Raw genomic sequence first — 19455 nt, forward strand, 5'->3', positions numbered from 1 at the left:
CCCGTAATCCTGCTCCCCGGTGCCGGCGCAACCTCGGCCGTATTCGGGTCTCTGGCTTGGCGATTGGGGCACACGCACCGAGTATTTGCGATCGACCTGATGGGTGACGTCGGCCGAAGTGTTCCCCACGCGGATCGCATCGCGTCGATCGCGGCGCTTCACGGGTGGTTCGACGCAGTGGTCGGTGCCCTGGGTGTGCACGACTTCGACGTCGTCGCCCATTCGTACGGGGCGATGGTGGCAGTTTCGCGGGCTGTCGCACCGGACAGCGGAATTGCCCGCTTGATTCTCCTTGATCCCACGTCGGTGTTCACGGGACTGAGCGCTTCGTATCTCCTGCGTGCGCTCCCGCTTCTCACGATGCCGACAGAACGTCGACAACGTGCGTTCGTCGAGTGGGAGTGCGCCGGCATCGCCGTGGATCCGACGTGGATGTCCGTCCTGGCCATCGGAGCTGCAGATTTTCCACGGCAGCGTCCGGTCGTACCGAAGAAGCCTTCGAAGGTCGAATTCGCTGCGATCACAGCTGATGTGAGCGTCGTCCTGGCAGGCCGGAGCAAGGCTCACTCGGCGTCGAACGTGGCTCGCAGGGTCGACGAGGTTCTCCCGCGAGCGCGGGTAGTCCTCCTCGACACTGCATCCCACCACAGCCTTCCTCTCGAACCGGCCGACGATGTAGCCAGAATTGTCATCGACTGCCTTGCGCACCCGCGTCGGAGCGACTGACGGGCGACGCAGGTCCGGTTCACGCCCGGCAATCAAGAATTATCCTGCGTCGCTGTATCGAGGGAATTCAGCCGGCTGGCCACTTGCCCGTCGGGTACGTGTGCTCTGACACGTAGTGACTCGCGCCTGCGCACTTTTCGGCACCCGATCGTCGGAAATTCTGCCAATCGGCAGAATCGACCACGATCGGGTGGCATGAGATGCGGCCGAGGACCTGCGCCACTGCGGAAATGGGTCGCGCGCGGGGCCGTCGAGCACCTACCGTGCGAGGGCCCGACCGAAAGAGGATCACCCATGCGCGATGTGACGTACTACGTGGCGACGAGTCTCGACGGATTCATCGCGGCTCCCGACGGCACCTGGAGCGCGTTCCTCGACGAGGGCGACCATATGGCGGTGCTCGTGGACGAGTTCGCGGACACGCTTCCCGGACACGTGCAGAATGCGCTCGGGATCCAATCGGACGCAACGATGTTCGACACGGTGATCATGGGGTGGACGACATACTCCGCGGCCCTGGACGTGGGAATCGTCAGCCCCTATCCGCACCTGCGGCAGTTCGTGGCTTCCCGGCACCGTCGATCCGAGTCCGACGACGTGACCGTCACGGACGATCCGGCAGCCACCCTCGGCAGGCTCCGTGAGGAAGACGGCGCCGGAATTTGGCTGGCGGGTGGGGGAGCGCTGGCGGGTGACCTCGTCGACCAGATCGACCGACTCGTCCTGAAGATCAACCCGGTAGTACTCGGTGACGGTGTGCGCCTGTTCGCCGGTGCTCGGTACGCGGACCGACCGTTCACGGCGACCCGGGTCCGACAGTTCGAGTCGGGTGTGGTGATCGCTGAGTACCGACGAGTATCCGGCACTCGTGGGGTGACGCCGTGACGGACACTCGACACACCTATTCCGTCTCGGTCACGTGGACCGGCAACTCCGGCGCGGGAACCGCGTCTCTCCGTTCGTACTCCCGCGACCACGACGTCGAAGCGCCAGGAGTTCCCACCATCGCGGGGTCGTCCGACCCCGCGTTTCGTGGCGACGCGTCGAGGTGGAATCCGGAGCAGTTGTTCGTGGCGTCCATCGCCCAGTGCCACATGCTCTGGTATCTCGGGCTGGCAGCACAGGCGGGTGTCATCGTGACCTCGTACGTCGACGCGCCGATCGCGGTCATGATCGAAGAACCCGGTGGGGCCGGACAATTCGAGTCCGTGACACTGAGACCTGTGGTGCGGATCGACGCGTCGAGCGACGCGGATCTTGCCGAACAGGTGCATCATCGAGTCGCCGACTACTGCGTCATCGCACGCTCGATCACCACGCCGATCGGCTACGAGGTGACGATCGAACGCTAGCGCTTCGTGGACGTGGCGACGGCCAGCCGCTGGTGTAACCGCTCACGCACCTCGTCCGGTTCGTACTGACGACGCTGACGCTCGTTGCGGGCGACGAGGACGCCGGACGCTGCCACGCCGACGGCGCCGGCGAGACCTGCGACCTTCAGCAGACCGCGCACGGAGATCTTTCGGGATCGTGCAGCCATTCATGAAGGCTAGCGCCACGAACTAGGCTCGTCGTCGATGAGCGTCGACGGAGTGTCCTCAGTCAACCTCGCCACCGCCGTGGAGACCACGCGGACAGGCGATCTCTGGATCTTCCGCGGCCGGTCGGCGGCGGATCGAGCGATCCAGACGCTGACGAACAGCCCGGTGAATCACGTGGGCATGGCCGTGGTCCTCGACGATCTGCCGCCCCTGATGTGGCATGCGGAGCTGGGGCAATCGTTGCCCGACATGTGGACCGGGCGCCATCAGCGCGGCGTGCAGCTGCACGACCTCCGCGACGCCGTCACTCATTGGGGCGAGCGCTACGACCAGAAATGCTGGTTCCGGCAACTACAGTCGCCCATCACGCGCGAACAAGAAGACGAGCTGATGCGGACCATCGCGCGGCTCGACGGCACCGCGTTCCCGACCACGGCACGGCTGGCGGGCAGATGGTTCGCGGGGCGGCTCCCGGCAGTGTCGGCCAAGGACGACCGTCGACTCGAGACCGCCTACTGCGCGGAGGTGGTGGCCCTGACGTACGAGGCGATGGGTCTGCTCGATCCGCGCGAATCACCGACGCCGCTGAAGCCGTTCGACCGGGTGGGACTCAAACCGCCGCGTCGACGGGCCAACTGGTACGACCCCGGCAGGTTCTGGAGCGGTGATCACCTGCCGTTGGCGGAGGGCGTCGAGCTGGGGCGTGAGATCGCGGTGGTCCTGGACTAGAGCGTCCTGGACTCGTCCGCCATAACGCGCCCTCCGAGCTCCACCCACCCGTCGTCGGAGAGCGTGGTCGACAGGACCGAGCCTCGGCCCTGCACGATGCTCAGATCGCGCCCGAGCAGTTCGGTCACACGAACGGCGGCCGCGCCCGTTGCTTCGTCCTCCGGGACGCCCATGTCGGGCGCGAACATGCGGGAACGAATTGCGCCGCCTTTCTCGTCCGCCCACGCCCACACGTAGTGGTGACCGTCGGTGAAGTCGGACGGGTCCACGGCGAGGACATCGGCCGGCGAGGCCACCGGATGAAACTCGAACTGCGGCGCCCATGACGGGCGAGCCCGGACGTAGGTGACGCCGTCGGCGAACCGGACGGCAACCTCGCCTGCGGGCACCAGTAACGCATCCACTGGTGTACCGCGATCGGCCAGCCATGCGGCGGTGCCCACCGTGGGGTGCCCGGCGAACGGCAACTCGACGGCGGGCGTGTGGATGCGGAGGGCCGTGGACTGCGCCGCGCCGGCGGGAACGTCGACGAACACGGTCTCGCTGTACTGCAGCTCGTGCGCCACGGACTGGCGATCGGCCGGGGCAACGGACGCAGCGTCGACGATGCCGAGAGGGTTGCCCCACCGACCCTGGTCGTCGGTGAACACCCGCACGACGTGGACGTCGAATGGCATGGTCTTCCTCTCAGCCTGCGGTGACCGTGATGTCGTCGAACACGACCTCGGCCAGTTCGTCGGACTCCTCGACGTCGACGGTGGCGTCGAAGGACCACCCGTGGTCGCCCTCGGGGTCGTCGAGAACCTGCCGCGCGGTGGTCTCGTCGCGGGTCTGGACGAACGAGAACAGGTGGGGTCCGCGCGCGGTCGGTGTCATACCGATCTCGCCGTACTCCTCGAAGTAGGGCTCGAGTTCGTCCTGCCAATCGACGTCGTCGCCCAGCTCCTCGAGGAGGTCCCACCGGCGTCGCGACGCCAGCTCGACGCGTCGGAACAGGGCGTTGCGCACCATGATCCGGAACGCTCGGGGGTTGGCGGAGATGGGCTTCGGTGTGTCGGCTCCGTACGCGACGACGGGCGTGCCCTCCTCGTCGAAGGTGGGGTCGGTGAGGTTCTCCCATTCGTCGAGAAGGCTGGAGTCGACCTGGCGCACCGTTTCGCCGAGCCATTCGGTGATGTCCTGGACGTCCTCGGTGCGCGCCTCCGGTGGAACCGTCTGTCGCAGAGCGCGATACGCGTCGGCGAGGTACCGCAGGACGGACCCCTCCGAGCGTGAGAGCCCGTAGTGCGAGATCAGCTCCGTGAACGTCATCGACTTCTCGATCATGTCGCGCACCACGGATTTGGGCGACAGCCCGAACTCCGACAGCCACGGATGGCCGCCGCGGTAGATCTCGAAGGCCGGCCGTAACAGCTCCTCGAGCGGCTTGGGCCAGGTGATCTCCTCGAGCAGCTCCATTCGCTCCTCGTACTCGAGGCCGTCCGCCTTCATCTGCGCGACGGCCTCGCCGCGCGCCGCGTGCTGCTGCGCCCAGAGAATCTGCCGCGGATCGTCGAGAGTCGCCTCGATGACGGAGACGACGTCGAGGGCGTAGGTGGGTTGCTCGCGATCGAGCAGCTCGAACGCGGCCAACGCGAACGTCGACAAGGGTTGATTCAGTGCGAAATCGCGTTGCAGATCCACGGTGAGACGGGCCCGCCGCCCCTCGGCATCCGGTTCGTCGAGTTGCTCGACGATGCCGGCGTCGCGGAGACCACGGTAGAGCCGCACCGCCTGCAGGATGTGTCGGCGCTGCGCGGCGCGCGTCTCGTGGTTGTCCTCGAGCAGGTGCCGCATGGCGTCGAAACAGCTTCCCGGCCGGGCGATCACGTTGAGCAGCATCGAATTGTTCACCCGGAAGCGCGAGACCAGCGGCTCCGGACTCGCGGCGACCAGGCGCTCGAAACTCGGTTTGCCCCACGAGACGAACCCCTCGGGTGCCTTCTTGCGCTGAATCCGCTTGAGCTTCTTGGGATCGTCACCCGCCTTGGCCACCAGGCGCGCGTTCTCGATGTCGTGCTCGGGCGCCTGCACCATCACCGTGCCGAGCGTGTCGTACCCGGCGCGCCCGGCGCGACCGGCGATCTGGTGGAACTCGCGCGCTCGCAACTGACGGGTGCGGACGCCGTCGTACTTCGTCAGACCGGTGAGCAGCACCGTGCGAATCGGCACGTTGATCCCGACGCCGAGCGTGTCCGTTCCACAGATGACGGCGAGCAGGCCGTCCTGCGCGAGCTTCTCCACCAGCCTCCGGTACCGCGGCAGCATGCCCGCGTGGTGCACGCCGATACCGTGGCGCACCAAGCGGGACAACGTCTTTCCGAACCCGGTGGTGAATCGGAACCCGCCGATGGCGTCGGCGATCGCGGCTTTGGTCTCCTTGGTCGAGACCTGGATCGACGTCAGGGCCTGGGCGCGCTCCAGCGCCGCCGCCTGCGTGAAGTGCACGACGTAGACGGGAGCGAGGTGCGTCGACACCAGTTCCTCGATGGTCTCGACGATCGGGGTGAGGCGGTACGAGAACACGAGGGGGACAGGCCGTTCGGATCCCTCGACCACGGACGTCGGCCGGCCGGTGCGACGGGTGAGATCGTCGCGGAAGAACGAGACGTCGCCCAGCGTGGCCGACATCAGCAGGAACTGGGCGTGCGGGAGCTCGAGCAGGGGGACCTGCCATGCCCAGCCGCGATCGGGCTCGGAGTAGTAGTGGAACTCGTCCATGATCACCTGGCCGATGGAGGAATCCGCACCCTCGCGCAGCGCCATGTTGGCCACGATCTCGGCGGTCGCGCACACGATCGGGGCGGACGCGTTGACCGCGGCGTCACCGGTGATCATCCCGACGTTCTCCGCGCCGAAGATCTCGCACAGGGCGAAGAACTTCTCGCTGACCAACGCCTTGATCGGCGCGGTGTAGAACGATCGGACGCCCGCCGCCAAGGCGGCGACGTGCGCAGCCACGGCCACCATGGACTTCCCGGACCCCGTCGGGGTCGCGAGCACGACGTTGTTGCCCGAGACCAGCTCGATGACGGCCTCGTCCTGCAGCGGGTAGAGCTCGAGTCCACGGTCGGCGACCCAGGTGGTGAAGGCGTCGTACACCTCGTCTGCCGACGCGGAGCGGGGCACCATCTCGGTCAACAGCATCACTACAGGCTACGTAGCGGACCTCTCGTCCGAACCCATGGCACCCAGCACGGCCTGCCGGGTGGCGGGGCTGCCCGTGATCGCGGCCTCGCCGACTCCCTCGATCAGCAGTCTGCGCCATCGGGACTCGTCGAAATCGAGAGGCGTCGTCGTGGCGACGAAGTCCTCGAGGACGCGGAGGAACCGCATCGGATCGTCCCGGTGCGGGAAATGGCCCGCGCCGCGAAAGACGTCGAGGCGCGAGCCGGGCATCGCCGCGTGCGCGAGCGTGGCGTGCTCGGCGGGAATCACCGTGTCGTGTTCACCCCAGACCAGCTGCACGGGAAGGTTCTCGGTGAGGTAGCACCGGTCGAGCATGGTGACCGCCTGGCCGCGCCAGTCGACCACGGCGCGCAGGGTCTTCCGGTAGGCGTCGTACGCCGTCGAGTCGAGCAGGTTGCCCACCACGCGCAGGAGGTCGGGCGTGTCGTGCAGGGCGGGCCCGGGGTGCAGCGGGGTGCCGTCGAGTCGCTGGATCGCGGACCCGGCCACCCGGAGGGCCCGCATGGCGCCGGGCAGGCGCAGCACCTTGAACAGCTCGTTGACCACCGGGAGCGACATCAGTCGCAGCGCCGGATGCACGTCCTTGGTGACTCCGCCGGCCGACACCAGGACCAACCGTTGCACCATCTGCGGGTACTGGTACGCGAACTGCATGGCCACCCCGCCGCCCAGCGAATGGCCCACCACGGTGACCGCGTCGATGCCCAGGGTGACCAGCAGATCCCGGAGACCGTTGGCGTAGGCGGCGACGGAGTAGTCCGCCCGGGGCTTGTCGGACAACCCGTGACCGAGGAGATCGGGTGCGATCACGGTGTGCGACGCCGCGAGGTGGGGGATGAGCTCGAGCCAGGTCTCGGAACTGTCGCCGATGCCGTGGACGAGCAGGAGGGCCGGACCCTCGCCGGCCATCCGGAAGGCGCGGCGATAGCCGTGCACCGTGCGGTGATGGAGGGTCGGGCGGGTGTCCGGCACGGTCCGCAGTGCGCGAGTGCGTGAAGCCGTCATGAGTCGTCGCTCCTCGCCGATGGACCGGACGACGCGGGTGCGTCGACCGGTCCAGTGTGGTCGGGATGTGTGACGGTCACGCTACGTGGGGGTGACGGCTCCGTCAGCGAATCCCGATCGTGTCCGCCGTGGTCGAGTACTCAGTTCCGCTCGTCGGGGTCGACGGGGTCGTCGTCGACCCCGGTCTGCTCGGCCAGGAAACGCTCGAACTCGGCCCCGATCTCGTCGCCGCTGGGCAACTCCTCGTCCGAGGCCAGCAGCGTCGACTTCTGCTCCTGAGCGGTCACGAACGTGTCGTACTGACGCTCGAGCGCCGCAACCACCGAACCGACCTCCGGGTTGCCCTCGACGTGCTCGTCGACCTGCTCCCGCACGCGGGCCGCGGCCGAGGTCAGGGCCGCGAGGGGCAGCTCCAGGTCGGCGGCGTCGGCCACCAGTTCCAGCAGTTTCTCCGCGGCGCTCGGGTAGGCGGTCTGCGCCAGGTAGTGCGGGACGTGCACCGAGAAGCCCATGGACTCGTGTCCGTGCTGCGCCATCCGGTACTCCAGCAACGACGACGCGCTGCCCGGCACCTGCAACTCACCCGACCACTTGTGGTGGTCGCCGACCAGCTCGGAATCGGACGAGTGGGCCGTGACTCCGAGGGGACGGGTGTGCGGGACGGCCATCGGAATGGAGTTCAGGCCGATCGTCCGCCGCACACCCAACTGCTCGGCCAACAGCCGCACGGCCGTGGTGAACTTCTCCCACTTCAGGTCCGGCTCGAGCCCGGAGAGGAGAAGGAACGGCGTACCCACCCCGTCCTGCACGGCGTAGAGGTTCAGAACGGGTTCCTCGTAATCGGAGAAGTGGTCCGCCTTGAAGGTCATCGTGGGCCGCCGCGAGCGGTAGTCCAGTAGTTCGTCGACGTCGAACGACGCCACGAGTTCCGTCTCCAGCGTCTCGCGCAGGTGCGCCGTCGCGAGCTTCACGGCGTGCCCCGCGTCGGAGTACCCCTCCAGACCGTGCACGAGGACCGGGCCGAGGCCGTCCTCCGAGAGCACGCGCGGCGCCGGAAACTCGAGCTCGTACATTCCGGACTTCTCGTCCATGCCGTGTCCTCCCTCGTCGCGCGGGTGCCGCCGAAACGGCTTCCGGTCGGTTACCCAGTTTCCCACAGCACGACGCGCTCGCTCACCGTCGTTCGTGGACCGTCCAACGACGTGCCGCAGTCCGGCATTCCCGGCGTGCCCTCGGCCGGACGCGGACACCTGCCATGCCCGTCTTCGCATGGATGCACCGATAGGGTCGACGCCGTGCCCCGCGGTCCGTCGCGGGCTCGGGACTCACCACCGACGGACCCACGACCGACAGAGGAGAGACACCATGCCACAGCACGTCCGCGGCGTCGTCGCACGAAGCAAGGGCGCCCCGGTGACCACCGAGACCGTCGTCGTCCCCGACCCGGGGCCGAACGACGTGGTGGTCGCGATCCAGGCGTGCGGCGTGTGCCACACCGACCTCCACTACCGCGAGGGCGGCATCAACGACGAGTTCCCGTTCCTGCTCGGCCACGAGGCCGCCGGAGTGGTCGAGACCGTCGGCGACGACGTCACGCACGTCGCTCCCGGAGACTTCGTGGTGCTCAACTGGCGCGCCGTGTGCGGCCAGTGCCGGGCGTGCAAGCGCGGTGAGCCGTGGTACTGCTTCGACACCCACAACGCCTCGAAGAAGATGACCCTCGAGGACGGCACCGAACTCACCCCGGCGCTCGGCATCGGAGCGTTCGCGGACAAGACGCTCGTCCACGAAGGCCAGTGCACGAAGGTCGATCCCGACGCCGACCCGGCCGTGGTCGGGTTGCTCGGCTGCGGCGTGATGGCCGGGATCGGCGCTGCGATGAACACCGGCAACGTCGGCCGCGGTGATTCCGTCGCGGTCATCGGCTGCGGCGGCGTCGGCGACGCGGCCATCGCCGGTGCGCGACTCGCGGGCGCCGGCACGATCATCGCCGTCGATCGCGACAAGGGGAAGCTCGACTGGGCGACGGAACTCGGCGCGACGCACACCGTGGACGCCTCCGCCGTCGACGCTGTCGAGGCCATCCAGGAGCTCACCGGCGGCAACGGTGCAGACGTGGTCATCGACGCCGTCGGTCGGCCCGAGACGTGGAAGCAGGCGTTCTACGCCCGCGATCTGGCGGGCACCGTCGTCCTCGTCGGCGTCCCGACGCCGGAGATGACCGTCGAGATGCCGCTCATCGACTTCTTCTCCCGCGGCGGATCGCTGAAGTCCTCCTGGTACGGCGACTGCCTGCCCGAGCGCGACTTCCCGATGCTGGTCGACCTCTACCGCCAGGGCCGTCTGCCGCTCGAGAAGTTCGTCTCCGAACGCATCGGTCTGGAGGACGTCGAGGCCGCGTTCGATGCCGCCGCGGCGGGTCGCGTTCTGCGCTCGGTGGTGGTCCTGTGAGCGGCGCCCTGCGCATCGACCGGGTCGTCACGTCCGGGACCTTCGCGCTCGACGGCGGGGAGTGGGACGTCGACAACAACATCTGGGTGATCGGGGACGACTCCGAGGTGGTGATCGTCGACGCCGCGCACGACGCCGACCCCATCGTCGACGCCGTGGCCGGCCGGACGGTCGTCGCGGTGATCTGCACGCACGGCCACAACGATCACGTGACCGTCGCTCCGGAACTGGCTCGGCGTCTCGACGCGCCGATCCTGCTCCACCCGGCCGACGACGTCCTGTGGGAGCAGACCCATCCCGGCGTCGGCCACCGGGAACTCGCCGACGGCGACCGGATCGCCGTGGCGGGCACGACCGTGCAGGTGCTGCACACCCCGGGCCACTCGCCCGGGTCCTCGTGCCTGTACCTCCCCGAAGCGGGGGAGCTCTTCAGCGGCGACACCCTGTTCTCCGGCGGCCCCGGAGCCACCGGCCGCTCCTACTCGGACTTTCCGACGATCATCGGCAGCATCCGCGAGCGGCTGTTCGCGCTGCCGCCGGAGACGACGGTGCGCACCGGGCACGGCGACGGCACCACCATCGGGACGGAGTCGCCGCACCTCGAGGAGTGGATCGCGCGCGGCTCCTGATCGGGACCGGCCGGCCGGATAACGAACCGGACACCCCGCGGTGTGGGTGCGGTCGGCAGCCCGGTGCTCTGTGCGATGCTCGCCGGACCACCGGGCTGCGGCCGCACCCGGGTGAGGCGAGATGAGGACACGATGCTGCTGCGCAGGACCCGACTCGGAGTCGCAGGATGCCTGGGAGCCGGTGCCGTTCTGCTCACCGCGGCCTGCGGCGGCAGCACCGTCGAGGGCGTGCCGGAGGCCGCCCGCACCTCCGTGCCGTCGACCGGCTCGACCACGGCGTCGGCCCCGACCACGCCGTCCACGCCGTCGAGCGACAGCGTGACTCCGACGTCGCCCGCCGCCGCGTCGGCTCTCGCGGCCCTGACCCTCGATCCGTCGGTCTTCCCCTCGACGTACCAGGCGGTGGTGTTGCCCCCGCAGGCCGTGGCCCAGGCCGCGCAGGATCTCGACGGTGTCGCCGCCGGGGCCTCCGTGGACCCGGCCGGATGCAAGCCCGACCGGCCGACGGCCGATCCCGACGCGACGTCCCTGGTGGTCGGCACCGACCCGGTGAACCGCGCGACGGTGTCGGTCGAACTCGCTCGGGTGTCCGACACGCTCGAGTCCCTGCGCTCCCGGACCGAGGAGTGCGGCACCGTCCGCACGACGGCCGGCGGGGTCACCGCAGAGGTGGTCAGCGAGCTCGTGCCGCCGCCGCCCCTCGGTGCGGACGACACGCTGGCCGTGCGCCGCACCGTCTCCTCCGGCGGCGGGGCGGACGAGATCACCCAGTCGATGCTCTCGCTCGTCGGGCAGATCGACGACGTCCGCGTCACCGCCACGTACATGTCGTTCGGTGCGGGGGAGCCCGACACCGCGACGCTGGACCTGGTGTTCCGCGAGGCGGTGCAGAAGGTCAAGAACGGCTGATCGAGCGTGATGTTCGACTCCGTGACGGGGACAGCGGATCTGTTCCGAGTCCTCGATCTCACCGGCGTGGTGGCCAACGCGCTGCTCGGCGGGGCGGTCGCCCGCGCCATGCGTTTCGATCTGGTCGGGTTCTCGGTCCTCGCCGTCGTCTCCGGGCTCGGCGGCGGCATCATCCGTGACACCTTGCTGCAGGCCGGTCCGCCGGTCGCGCTCACCGACTACCGCTACCTGACCGCCGCGTTGCTCGGTGCCCTGGTCGCCTTCGCGGTGCGGTTCGAAGGACGCGGCTGGGATCGCGTCTTCCCGTACGTCGATGCTCTGGCGCTCGGCTGCTGGGCTGCGGCCGGGGCCCAGAAGACGCTGGGAGTGGGGTTGGGGTGGCTGCCCGCGATCGGGCTCGGCGCCGTGACCGCCGTGGGTGGGGGAGCGGTCCGCGACATCGCCGTCGGCCGTGTCCCCGCAATCTTCGGTGGGAACACCCTCTACGCGACCTGTGCGCTGGCGGGCAGCGCGACGCTGGTGGTGGTCCAGTCCCTGACCGGCACCGACGCGGGCCTGGTGGCGGGCACGGTGGTGGGGGCCTCGCTGTGTGTGGTCGCGCGGTGGCGCGGCTGGATGCTCCCGGAGGGCGTGCCCTGGTCCAGGTTGCCCAAGCCGACGTTGCCCAAGCCGACGTTGCCGGCCCCCGTGCGGCGTCGGCGGGTGTCGACCCGCCGCCCCGGGCGCTCGACCACGATCCGGCGGTGGTGGAACCGGCTCAGGGGCTCTCGACGATCACGGTGACCGGCCCGTCGTTCAGCCGACTCGACCGCCATGTGCGCGCCGAACACGCCGGTCGCGACGGTGATGCCCCGCGCGCGCAGGGTCTCCACGACCGCCCCGACCAGTGGCTCGGCGACCGGACCGGGGGCGGCGCCGTTCCACGACGGGCGTCGGCCCTTGCGCGTGTCGCCGTAGAGGGTGAACTGCGAGACCACGAGCACGCCCGCCTCGGGTACTTCGGACACCGACCGCTCACCCGGAAGAATCCGCAGCTCGGCGATCTTGCGGGCGACGTGCTCGACGTCTGTGTGTCCGTCGGACGGCGCGACACCGAGGAGGACGAGCACCCCCGGACCGATCTCCCCGACCACGCGGTCCTCGACCCGCACCGTCGCGGACGAGACCCGTTGCAGCACTGCACGCATGGTGACGATCGTGGCATGCCGACCGGTCGCCGCGCGGGCCGGTGTTCTCCCCGGGGTCGCGTGCATCCACAGGTTCGCCCGGGTGGACCCGTCGGCCCAGGTCACGCTCCGACCCCGGTCGGCAGCCCGGCGCAGAGTGCGGCACATGACCAGACATCCCTACGCCGCCCACCGCCGCGACGACCATCCGCTCGATCCTCCGCTGCGCGCCACCGTGGCGACGGTGGGCGACCTCCTCGCTGCCGTTCCGGCCCTGCTGGGTTTCGTGCCCGAGTCCTCGCTCGTCCTGATCTGCCTCGCGACCGGACCGACGACGACGGTGCGCATGACCATGCGCCAGGACCTGACCGCGTCGCCCGACGCTCCGGACCTGCTCGCGGCGATCGAGCGCTGCGCCCTGGTCTGCGACCGCGAGGCCTTCGACACGGTCGTCGCGGTCCTGATCACCGGTGACCGAGCGCCCGAGAGCTACGAGCCCGTGGTCGACGCTCTACGGGCAGCGTTCGACCCGCTCGACATCGACGTCCCGGGCGTACACGCGGTGACCACGCTCGTCGCGGGCGCGACCTGGATCAGCCTGGGCGGCGATCCGCGGCGCGGAATTCTGCCGGATCCGCGCTCGTCGGCCGTCGCGGCGTCGACCGTGATGCGGGGGCGGCCGATCCGGCCCTCCCGGTCCGAGCTGGCGCGACTGCTCGCACCGACGTCGGAGACGGACCGTGACCGGTTCGCCCGCCAGTGCGCCGTCGCATTCGGCGACGTCGTGAGCGAGTACCCGGGCGAGGTGCTCGCCCGCGTACTCGACGACCTCGAGGCCGACCTCGACGCCGACGGGGTGGTCGACGCCGGCGCAGCGGCTCGCGCGATGGCGGCGCTGACCCTGCTGCCCGTCCGCGACGCCCTGCTGGGGCTCGCCGGCGGCCCGTTGGACTCCGTCGCGGGTGGTCTGTGGGTGGAGCTGACCCGGCGAGTCGACGGACCCGACCGGGCGGCACCCGCCACGATGGTGGCGGCGTGGTTCTACCTCCGAGGGGACGGACCGATGGCAGGTGTCGCGCTGGAGGCCGCGCTGCGCGCGGATCCCGGCTATCGCCTGGCCGTCCTGCTCGACACTGCGCTGCAGAACGGATTGAGTCCCGCGGTGGTGCTCGACCTGGTCGAGTCCGCACGGGGCGTCGCGACGAGCCTCGGGGTCACACTGCCGACGGGCGAGTGACGTCGGCCCCGACGGACGAGTCAGGTCAGCCTCGGCGCGCCGAGTGCGCGCGGTCGCCGAGCGAGAGGAGGAATTCCCAGGCATCGGCGACGATGGTGTCGAGGTCGGTGAGCTCGGGCGACCACCCCAGCTCGTCGATGGCCTTAGCACTGGAGGCGACCAGTACCGCCGGATCGCCCGGGCGTCGCGGCGAGTCCACGACCGGGATGTCCCGGCCGGTGACCCGGCGGCACGACTCGATCACCTCGCGGACGGAGAAGCCGGCGCCGCTGCCGAGGTTGAAGATGCGGTGCTGCCCGGGGACGCTCCGGTCGATCGCTCGCAGGTGCGCGTCCGCGAGGTCCCGCACGTGGATGTAGTCACGGACCGCGGTGCCGTCGGGCGTGGGCCAGTCGGTACCGAACACCGAGATCGACGCTCGGTGGCCGGCGGCCACCTGCAGGACCAGCGGAATGAGGTGGGTTTCCACCACCCGGTTCTCGCCGAGACCGCCGTGGGCGCCGGCGACGTTGAAGTACCGCAGGCTGGTCGCGCCGAAGCCGTGTGCCGCGGTGTACCCCGTGATCGCGTGATCGATCGCCAACTTGCTCGCGCCGTAGGGATTGGTGGGGCGGGTGGGGAAGTCCTCGGTGATCGGCGTGCGCTCGGGCTCGCCGTAGGTGGCGGCGGTGGAGGAGAAGACCAGTCGGGGGACGCCGTGCGCGACGATGGCGTCGAGCAGCGCCAACGCGGTACCGACGTTGCCGCGCCAGTACTTCTCCGGCTGCTCCACCGATTCGCCCACCAGCGACTGGGCGGCGAAGTGCAGCACACCGTCCACCCCGCCGCCCGCCAGGACGTCGTCGATCCGGTCGGCGACCGGGCCCTCGACGAACGTCGTGCCCTCGGGCACGCCGTCACGGTTACCGGTGGTGAGGTCGTCGATGACCACCACCTCGTGGCCGGAGTCCGCCAGCACTCCGGCGCACACCGAACCCACATAACCGGCGCCGCCGGTCACCACGTACTTCACGGCACTCCTCGCATGGTCGCGACCCGGACGGTCAGATGGTCTTCACCTGGACGGCGTGCGCCATCTCGACGGACAGGTCCACGTCGTCGTGCCCGGGCACCGTGATGGTCACCGCGCCCGGCTTCGGGCACACCGTGACGCGCGCGTCCGGTACGACGCCGGCGTCGCGCAGCCGCGCGATCGTCTCGGGGTCCGACTGCACGTACTCGGCCAGGCGGCGCACCACGACCGCCGTCGGCGTTCCGCTCGGCAGATCCGACAAGCGCACCAGATCCTCGACCGGGCTGCTGGGCCGCGACGAGCCGAGCTGGTCCAAGCCGGGAATGGGGTTGCCGTACGGGGAGGTGGTGGGGTTGTCGAGCACCTCGACGAGGCGACGTTCGACTTCCTCGCTCATCACGTGTTCCCACCGGCAGGCCTCGGCGTGCACGTCCTCCCACCGCAGGCCGATCACGTCGACCAGCAGCCGCTCCGCCAGCCGGTGCTTGCGCATGACCGCGACCGCGAGTTCGCGGCCCTTCTCGGTGAGTTGCAGATGGCGATCACCGGCGACGAGCAGCAGGCCGTCCCGCTCCATGCGGGCGACGGTCTGGCTCACCGTGGGTCCGGACTGCTCGAGGCGCTCGGCGATCCGCGCCCGCAGCGGGACCACGCCTTCCTCTTCCAGGTCGTAGATGGTCCGGAGATACATCTCCGTGGTGTCCACCAAATCCTTCACAATCACACCCTTCGTCTTCTGTAATTCTACCGGTAGGGAATCGACGTCGTGGGTCGGCCGCGTCGGACAGATCGGACACGTAGGTTGAACCTCATGACCGTGCCGTCGACCACACCCGCGCTCGTCTGGAGCGCGGACTACCTCAAGTACCGGTGGAGCGACGACCACCCGATGAACCCCACTCGGTTGGCCCTCACGATGGACCTCGCGACCACACTGGGTCTGCTCGACGACGCGGACACGGTACCGCCCCTCGCCGCCAGCGACGAGGACCTGTTGCGGGTGCACACGTCGTCCTACGTCCGCGCCGTCAAGCGCGCCCCCGTCGACCTCCCGCTGGGGTCCCGCGCCACCGAACCCGTGCACGGGCTCGGGTCCGAGGACAACCCGGTGTTCACGGACATGCACGAGGCGAGCGCCGTCGTCGCCGGCGGCACGCTCACCGCCGCCCGGGCCATCGCGTCGGGTTCCTCGCGCCGCGCCGTCAGCATCGGGGGCGGCATGCATCACGCGATGGCCGATTGGGCGTCGGGCTTCTGCGTCTACAACGACGCGGCCATCGCCATCTCGTGGTTGCTCGACAACGGGTACGACCGCATCGCCTACATCGACGTCGACGCCCATCACGGGGACGGCGTCCAGGCCGCGTTCCTCGACGACCCTCGTGTCATGACCGTCTCGCTGCACCAGCACCCCGCGACGCTCTGGCCGAACACCGGCTGGTCGAGCGAGGCGGGATCGGGCCTCGCGGAGGGCACGGTGGTCAACGTGCCGGTGCTGCCCGGAACGGGGGATCGGCTGTGGCTGCGGGCCTTCCACGCCGTCGTCCCCGGGGCGGTGGCGGCGTTCCGGCCCCAGATCCTCGTCAGTCAGTGCGGCGTCGATTCCCACCGCGAGGATCCCCTCGCCGATCTCGGCCTGACCGTCGACGGCCAGCGAGCAGCGTTCCTCGCCATGCGTGACCTGGCGGACCGGGTCTGCGAGGGCCGGTGGCTTGCGGTGGGCGGCGGAGGATACGGCCTGGTCCGCGTGGTGCCGCGGGCGTGGACACACCTCATCGCCGCGGTCCTCGACCGCGATGTCGATCCGTCGACCGCACTCCCGGACGAGTGGCGCGAACGTGTGCGCGGCGCCGCCCCGAGCATCGACCTGCCGTCCACCATGAGCGACGACGGGGACGTCGACTACGCACCCTGGGACGGCCCGGGCGGGGCGCCGTCCTCCGGGGTCGCCACGGCGGACCGCGCAGTCGAGCGCGTCGACACCGCGATCATCGCGACGCGTCGCGCGGTGTATCCCGCCCTCGGACTCGACCCGGAGGATCCGCGTGACTGACGAGACCACGGACGCGGCGTCCCCGGCCGACGAACCGCCGGTGTCGGAGGCCAAGGCGCGCGAACGGGCGCAGGCGGAGAACTACCCGAAGCACTGGTCCGCCGACGTGCTCGCGAGCGACGGCCGGGTGGTCCACCTCCGGCCGATCGTGCCGGCCGACGCCGAGGCGATCGTCGCCTTCCACGGCAAACTCAGCGAACGCACCCGCTACCTCCGCTACTTCGGCCCGTACCCGACCATGCCGCAGCGCGACGTCGTCAATTTCACGACCGTCGACCACTCGTCGCGGGTGGCCTTCGTGGCCACTCTGGGTGACGAGATCATCGCGGTCGGTCGCTACGAGCGTCTCCCGGACGGCGACGGCAATTCCGCCGAGGTGGCCTTCGTGGTCGCAGACCACCACCAGGGCCGCGGGCTCGGCCCGATCCTTCTCGAGCACCTCGCCGGTGCCGCCGCGGAGAACGGTGTCCGACGTTTCGTCGCGGAGGTGCTCGCGGAGAACCGCAACATGGTCACCGTGTTCCGGCAGGCGGGTTACCAGGTCAGCCGCACCTTCGACGGTGGTGTGCTCAGCCTCGACTTCGACATCGACCCCACCGACGCGTTGGTGCAGGTGCGCAACTCCCGCGAGCGGGCGGCCGAGGCGCGCAGCGTCCGCAACGTGCTGTCGCCGCGGTCGGTCGCCGTGATCGGTGCCTCCACCGACCCCGAGAAGGTCGGCAACGCGGTCCTCACCAATCTGCTGCGCGCGTCCTTCACCGGGCCGGTCTATCCGGTCAACGCCGAGCACACGTCGGTGCGCGGAGTCCGTGCCTACGCCAGCGTGTCCGACATTCCCGACGAGGTGGACCTCGCCGTCGCGGCGGTGCCGTCCGCGCAGATCGACGCCGTCCTCGACGACTGCCTCGCCAAGGGCGTGCGGTCGCTCGTCGTCGTGTCCTCCGGTTTCGGCGAGACGGGGGAGGAGGGCCGGGCGAACGAGCGGCGGCTGGTGCGCGCGGCGCGCGCGCACGGCATGCGGCTGGTCGGCCCCAACGCCCTCGGCGTCGCGAACCTCGACCCCGCCGTCTCGTTGAACGCGACGCTCGCTCCGGTGCTGCCGGGTCGCGGTCGGGTGGGGTTCTTCTGTCAGTCCGGCGCCCTCGGAATCGCCATTCTGTCCCAGGCCTCGAAGCGGCTGCTCGGACTCTCGACCTTCGTCTCGGCGGGCAACCGCGCCGACCTGTCGGGCAACGACCTGCTGCAGTACTGGGACCAGGACGAGAACACCGACGTCGTGTTGCTCTACCTCGAAAGTTTCGGCAACGCGCGCAAGTTCTGGCGGATCGCGCGGCGCGTGGCGCGCACCAAGCCGATCGTCGCCGTCAAGAGCGGGCGCGGTGCGGTGCCGCCGGCGCTGGCCACGGGGTCGGACGTCGACGACACCGTCGTCCGGGCGTTGTTCGAGCAGGCCGGCGTGATCCAGGTCGATTCGATCACCGAACTGTTCGACTGCGCCGTCCTGCTCGGCTATCAGCCCCTCCCCGCCGGTCCGCGGGTCGCCGTGGTGGGCAACTCGACGGCGCTCGGGGTTCTCGCCGTCGATGCCGCGCGGGACAACGGCCTGCGTGCCGATCCTCCCGTCGACGTGGGCGCGCAGGCGACGCCCGAGGACTTCGCCGCGGCGGTGACCCGCGCGATGGACTCGTCCGAGGTCGACGCCGTGTTGGCGGTGTTCGTCCCACCGGTCGCGGTGCGCGTCGAGTCCTACGCCGAGGCGCTCGGCGGCGCGGTCCGCGGCCGTGACAAGCCGGTGCTCACCACGTTTCTCGCGGCCGAGGGCATTCCCGATCTGCTCGCCGTGCGAGACGACGCCGGCAATCTCGCGCGCGGGTCGGTGCCGTCCTATCCGGATCCGGCGCGAGCGGTGCTCGCGCTCACCCGAGCCTGGCGGTACGCCGCCCGACTCGGCCGACCGGTCGACGACGTCACCCGGCCTGGCGGGATCGACACCGACGCCGCGCGGGCTCTGATCTCGGGATGGATGGAGCGCAGCCCGGAGGGGCGGTGGCTGTCCGACGAAGAAGCGACGCAGTTGCTCGAGTGCTACGGGATCTCCGTGGCGGCGTTCCGCACGGTCACCGACGAATCCGATGCCGTCGCGGCGGCCGAGGAACTGGGCGGACCCGTGGCGGTCAAGGCGACCGGCGAACAGTGGCGGCATCGCCCCGACCTGTCCGGAGTGCGCCTCGACGTCGTGGGCGCGGGCGCCGTGGGCCGGGCGTACCGCGACCTGTTCGCGGTGTCCGGCAATCCGGTGATGGTGGTCCAACGCATGGCGACCAAGGGGATCGGCTGCGTGGTGCGGGTGCAGGACGACCCGTCGTTCGGCGCGGTGGTCTCCTTCGGGCTCTCCGGTGCCCTCCCCGACCTGCTCGGTGATCGCGCCTATCGCGTGCTGCCGCTCGGTGCGCGCGACGCCGCGGAGCTGATCGAGTCCCCACGCTCGGCGCCCATGCTCTCCGGATACCGCACGGCGTCGCCGGTCAACAAGAACGCCCTCATCGACCTGGTACTGCGGGTCTCCACCCTGGCCGACGACCTTCCCGAGGTTCGGCACCTCATCTGCGACCCGGTGCTCGCGTCGGCCACCGGCGCGGACACCACGGACGCCCGCATCCGCATCGGGCCGGAACCGATGCAGGCCGACTTCGGGCCGCGTCGCCTGCGCTGACCGCACGCAGAAGGGCCCCGGCTCGTGCCGGGGCCCTTCTGCGTGAACGATCGGGT

The 19455-nt window shown here is 70.0% G+C and carries 18 protein-coding genes and 1 pseudogene; 11 read left to right on the top strand and 8 right to left on the bottom strand.

Features of this window, described 5'->3' with window-relative positions:
• From RC2_RS12480 to RC2_RS12490, 3 genes are all read left to right on the top strand, one after another.
• A partial coding sequence (locus RC2_RS12480) for an alpha/beta fold hydrolase (protein ID WP_072681478.1) occupies positions 1 to 726 on the top strand: 726 nt, incomplete at its 5' end.
• Between the two features lie 294 nt (positions 727 to 1020).
• Positions 1021 to 1611: a dihydrofolate reductase family protein gene (locus tag RC2_RS12485; protein ID WP_068150724.1), complete on the top strand. Its 591-nt coding sequence runs from the start codon at positions 1021 to 1023 to the stop codon at positions 1609 to 1611.
• Positions 1608 to 2078: an OsmC family protein gene (locus RC2_RS12490; protein WP_068150726.1), complete on the top strand. Its 471-nt coding sequence runs from the start codon at positions 1608 to 1610 to the stop codon at positions 2076 to 2078. Before RC2_RS12485 ends, RC2_RS12490 begins: the two co-directional genes overlap by 4 nt.
• Here RC2_RS12490 and RC2_RS12495 read toward each other — a convergent pair.
• Positions 2075 to 2266, bottom strand: coding sequence for a hypothetical protein (locus tag RC2_RS12495; protein ID WP_037185345.1), 192 nt, complete (start codon positions 2264 to 2266; stop codon positions 2075 to 2077). The two genes, RC2_RS12490 and RC2_RS12495, sit on opposite strands and share 4 nt — an antisense overlap.
• A gap of 37 nt (positions 2267 to 2303) precedes the next feature.
• Here RC2_RS12495 and RC2_RS12500 point away from each other — a divergent pair, with 37 nt between their 5' ends.
• The gene (locus RC2_RS12500; protein ID WP_068150729.1) at positions 2304 to 2996 is read left to right on the top strand and encodes a hypothetical protein; all 693 of its coding nucleotides are present in this window, start codon (positions 2304 to 2306) and stop codon (positions 2994 to 2996) included.
• On the opposite strand, the gene RC2_RS12505 is transcribed toward RC2_RS12500, so the two are convergent.
• From RC2_RS12505 to RC2_RS12520, 4 genes are all read right to left on the bottom strand, one after another.
• Positions 2993 to 3673 carry a PhzF family phenazine biosynthesis protein gene (locus RC2_RS12505; RefSeq protein WP_068150732.1) on the bottom strand — a complete coding sequence of 227 codons (681 nt, stop codon included), beginning with the start codon at positions 3671 to 3673 and terminating at the stop codon, positions 2993 to 2995. The genes RC2_RS12500 and RC2_RS12505 overlap by 4 nt on opposite strands.
• A gap of 10 nt (positions 3674 to 3683) precedes the next feature.
• Positions 3684 to 6182: a DEAD/DEAH box helicase gene (locus RC2_RS12510; RefSeq protein ID WP_068150782.1), complete on the bottom strand. Its 2499-nt coding sequence runs from the start codon at positions 6180 to 6182 to the stop codon at positions 3684 to 3686.
• Between the two features lie 9 nt (positions 6183 to 6191).
• Positions 6192 to 7229, bottom strand: a complete 1038-nt coding sequence (locus RC2_RS12515) for an alpha/beta fold hydrolase (protein ID WP_068150735.1) — start codon at positions 7227 to 7229, stop codon at positions 6192 to 6194.
• 140 nt (positions 7230 to 7369) lie between these two features.
• The gene (locus RC2_RS12520; RefSeq protein ID WP_068150738.1) at positions 7370 to 8320 is read right to left on the bottom strand and encodes a proteasome assembly chaperone family protein; all 951 of its coding nucleotides are present in this window, start codon (positions 8318 to 8320) and stop codon (positions 7370 to 7372) included.
• A gap of 274 nt (positions 8321 to 8594) precedes the next feature.
• Between RC2_RS12520 and RC2_RS12525 the strand changes: the two genes are divergently transcribed.
• The 4 genes from RC2_RS12525 (at position 8595) to RC2_RS12540 (ending at position 12001) form a co-directional block, all read left to right on the top strand.
• Entirely contained in the window at positions 8595 to 9680 is a 1086-nt protein-coding gene (locus RC2_RS12525; protein WP_068150741.1) for an S-(hydroxymethyl)mycothiol dehydrogenase, read from the top strand.
• Positions 9677 to 10309 carry an MBL fold metallo-hydrolase gene (locus RC2_RS12530; protein ID WP_068150745.1) on the top strand — a complete coding sequence of 211 codons (633 nt, stop codon included), beginning with the start codon at positions 9677 to 9679 and terminating at the stop codon, positions 10307 to 10309. The genes RC2_RS12525 and RC2_RS12530 overlap by 4 nt, the downstream gene beginning before the upstream one ends.
• A 132-nt stretch (positions 10310 to 10441) precedes the next feature.
• Positions 10442 to 11218 carry a hypothetical protein gene (locus RC2_RS12535; RefSeq protein ID WP_068150785.1) on the top strand — a complete coding sequence of 259 codons (777 nt, stop codon included), beginning with the start codon at positions 10442 to 10444 and terminating at the stop codon, positions 11216 to 11218.
• Positions 11219 to 11239: 21 nt separating this feature from the next.
• Positions 11240 to 12001 (top strand): trimeric intracellular cation channel family protein, encoded by a 762-nt coding sequence (locus RC2_RS12540; protein WP_245811107.1) that lies wholly within the window; start codon positions 11240 to 11242, stop codon positions 11999 to 12001.
• On the opposite strand, the pseudogene dtd reads toward RC2_RS12540, so the two are convergent.
• A pseudogene (dtd, locus tag RC2_RS12545) lies at positions 11976 to 12405 on the bottom strand (D-aminoacyl-tRNA deacylase). The gene RC2_RS12540 and the pseudogene dtd sit on opposite strands and share 26 nt — an antisense overlap.
• 145 nt (positions 12406 to 12550) lie before the next feature.
• Here dtd and RC2_RS12550 point away from each other — a divergent pair.
• A complete protein-coding gene (locus tag RC2_RS12550; RefSeq protein ID WP_169818403.1) occupies positions 12551 to 13621 on the top strand; it encodes a DUF4192 domain-containing protein in 1071 nt (356 codons plus the stop codon).
• 25 nt (positions 13622 to 13646) lie between these two features.
• Here the strand turns inward: RC2_RS12550 and galE are convergent, their stop codons facing one another.
• Positions 13647 to 14633 (bottom strand): UDP-glucose 4-epimerase GalE, encoded by a 987-nt coding sequence (gene galE, locus RC2_RS12555; RefSeq protein ID WP_068150747.1) that lies wholly within the window; start codon positions 14631 to 14633, stop codon positions 13647 to 13649.
• A 31-nt stretch (positions 14634 to 14664) separates the two neighbouring features.
• Positions 14665 to 15351: an iron-dependent transcriptional repressor DtxR gene (locus RC2_RS12560; protein WP_068150794.1), complete on the bottom strand. Its 687-nt coding sequence runs from the start codon at positions 15349 to 15351 to the stop codon at positions 14665 to 14667.
• Positions 15352 to 15444: 93 nt separating this feature from the next.
• Here RC2_RS12560 and RC2_RS12565 point away from each other — a divergent pair, with 93 nt between their 5' ends.
• Together RC2_RS12565 and RC2_RS12570 are read left to right on the top strand one after the other, a co-directional pair.
• Positions 15445 to 16686, top strand: a complete 1242-nt coding sequence (locus tag RC2_RS12565) for an acetoin utilization protein AcuC (protein ID WP_068150748.1) — start codon at positions 15445 to 15447, stop codon at positions 16684 to 16686.
• 40 nt (positions 16687 to 16726) lie between these two features.
• Positions 16727 to 19399 carry a bifunctional acetate--CoA ligase family protein/GNAT family N-acetyltransferase gene (locus RC2_RS12570; RefSeq protein WP_245811119.1) on the top strand — a complete coding sequence of 891 codons (2673 nt, stop codon included), beginning with the start codon at positions 16727 to 16729 and terminating at the stop codon, positions 19397 to 19399.
• Positions 19400 to 19455: the final 56 nt, after the last annotated feature.

The organism is Rhodococcoides corynebacterioides NBRC 14404, from assembly GCF_001894765.1.
Lineage (GTDB): Bacteria > Actinomycetota > Actinomycetes > Mycobacteriales > Mycobacteriaceae > Rhodococcoides > Rhodococcoides corynebacterioides.